The following is a 2,773-nucleotide window of genomic DNA, read 5'->3' as shown; positions in this document are numbered from 1 at the left end:
GAGAGGGTAGAGCGTGACTGGGTGGGGTGTGTTCAGTGTATGTTGGGGGGGGTCGTGTGATAGGGTGGGGTGTGTACAGTGTACAGTGAGGGGGGGGGAGGGGGTAGTGTGACTGGGTGGGGTGTGTACTGTGGGGAGATCGATATTCAGGACTTCAGTCCAAATTTGAGCCAGGGTAGACTCGGTAGGAGTACGCGGTTCGATAAATTCTCGATCGATCTCGTGTGAGGGATCGAGTTTTACGAGCGCATCTCGATCGACTTTGCCATTAACGTTGAGCGGTAGGGCATCCAGTATCACAAACGCTTTTGGCATCATGTATTCTGGTAATTTAACTTTTAAAAACTTAGATAATGAAGCTGTGAGATTTGGTGTCTCTATGTTGGGGACGATATAGGCAATTAAATACTTATCTCCATAGACATTCTCTCGATCGATTACTACTACCGATCGTACATTTGGATATCGACCGATCGCGGTTTCAATTTCCGATAATTCGATCCGAAAACCCCGCACTTTGACACGATTATCGCTGCGACCTAAAAATTTAATCTCGCCATTCGATTGATACCGAGCTAAGTCGCCTGTCTTATAAAGTCGCGCTCCCTGTCGATCGCGCAGCGTCTCCTGTGGAGAATCGTCAAAAGGATTAGCAATAAAATGTTCGACAGTTAATTCGGGACGATTGATATAGCCTCGCCCTAATCCGTCGCCACCGATGTATAATTCACCATCGATTCCAATTGGTACTGGCTGTAAATGTTTATCTAATATATAAATTTGCGTGTTAGAAATCGGTCGCCCGATCGCTATTTGTTCGTTCGGATATTTGATTTCTGCAATGGTAGACCACACCGTTACTTCTGTCAATCCATAAGCATTAAACAACCGCCGCTGAGGTTGCCACCACTTTTTAAAAATATCTTTGGGGCAAGATTCACCCGCACAAATAATAGTTTGTAATGCTGGTAGCGATGCTAGAGGTAGAACGGCTAATACTGTGGGTGGCAGGGTGACATGAGTAATCGCATTGTCGCGTAATAATTCGAGCAAAGGTTGTCCAGGTAATAGAGATTCTTTATCTGCCAAATGAAGAGTTGCACCCGATCGCAATGCCATCACAATCTCAAAAATTGAGGCGTCGAAACTTAACGATGCAAATTGTAAAATTCGGTGACTCGGTTGAATATTAAATACATCAATCTGAGCTTGTGCTAAGTTAGCCAATCCGCGATGTTCGATCGCAACGCCTTTCGGTTGACCCGTCGAGCCAGAGGTGTAGATAATATAAGCTAGGCGATCTAATGTGACGCAAATATTTAGATTTTCTGGGCTGTATTGTCTAATAACTGCCGAATCTCGATCGATACAAACTATAGCTAAGAGATCCCCCCAACCCCCCTTAAAAAGGGGGGCTAAAGAGCAAGAAGTTATTAATGCTGAAACTTGAGCATCTGCTAACATGAAACTCAGACGCTCTTGAGGGAGGCTGGGATCTAAAGGTAAATATGCTCCACCCGCTTTAAGAGTAGCTAAGATCGCGACGATCGTCGCTGGAGATCGATCGATACAAATCCCGACTAAGCGATCGGGAACTATCCCCAGCTTTTGCAGATGATGTGCGAGTTGATTGGCTCTAATATTTAGTTCGCAATAGGTTAATTGCTGCTGATTAAATACTAACGCGATCGCATCGGGAGTCTCCCGCACCTGCATTTCAAATAACTGATGAAAACACTCTTTTGAGTACTCTTTTTTCGTGTCATTCCAATCGATTAATAACTGTCGTCGTTCGATCGCACTCAGTACAGCCACATCGGAAACGCGCTGTTCCGGATTAGCAACAACACTTGCTAACAACGTTTGGAAATGTCCGAGCATTCGAGTAATAGTCGCATCATCGAAGAGATCGGTGCTATACACCATTTGTCCTTTGACACTTTCCGCATCCTGCCATAGATGAAACTCTAAATCGAGCTTGGCAGTCGTTGTAGAGCAGTAGCCAGAGCTATCAAGACACTCTAAATCCCAGTCCGCGAAGGCGGACTTTGCATCACTAGCAACGACTTCCAGTCGTTGTGATGTCGCCTTAGCATCGAGATCGAGTAGCGACACTGTTAATCCTAGTAACTCTAGTGCTGAGATCGGCGTATTTTGAAAGCTAAATGCCACCTGAAACAACGGATGATAGCTCAAATCTCGCTCTGGATGCAGCTCCTCTACTAGCTTTTCAAACGGCAAGTCCTGATGAGCATAGGCACCCAGAGTTACCGCTCGCACTCGCTGCAATAATTCTCGAAATGTCGGCTGACCCGAGCAATCTGTCCGTAGCACCAAACTATTGACAAAAAAGCCAATTAATCCCTCTAATTCGCTGCGGTTGCGATTGGCAATCGGCGAACCGATGGCAATATCCTCTTGCTGTGTATAGCGATAGAGCAAAATCTCAAACGCTGTCAGCATCGTCATGAATAAAGTCACGCCTTCGCGGTAGCTCAGTGCCTCTAATGCTTGACTCAGAGCGGGCGATAACTCTAAAACTTGTTTTGCACCTCTATAGCTGGGCACTGCGGGTCTGGGACGGTCTGCGGGGAGATTTAGCACCGGAATGCCGTCTAATTGCTGCCGCCAGTAAGCTAACTGAGTTTGAAGGGGCGAATCGCCATTCTCTACACCTTGCAGCCACTCCCGTTGCCATTGAGCAAAATCTGCATATTGAATCGGTAATTCTGGCAGGAGCGCAGCAGCGTCCTGACGGCGATCGCCAGATGCA

The 2,773-nt window shown here is 46.4% G+C and carries 1 protein-coding gene; it reads right to left on the bottom strand.

The genetic code is table 11. The features are described from left to right. On the bottom strand, window positions 1-2,773 hold a 2,773-nt coding region (locus tag RMO84_RS13160; RefSeq protein ID WP_310488909.1), incomplete at both ends, for an amino acid adenylation domain-containing protein.

This window comes from Chamaesiphon sp. VAR_69_metabat_338 (genome assembly GCF_031423935.1).
In the GTDB taxonomy this organism is placed as follows: Bacteria; Cyanobacteriota; Cyanobacteriia; order Cyanobacteriales; family Chamaesiphonaceae; genus Chamaesiphon.
The sequence above is the reverse complement of the archived record's forward strand: the minus strand, read 5'-3'. Positions and strand labels throughout refer to the sequence as shown.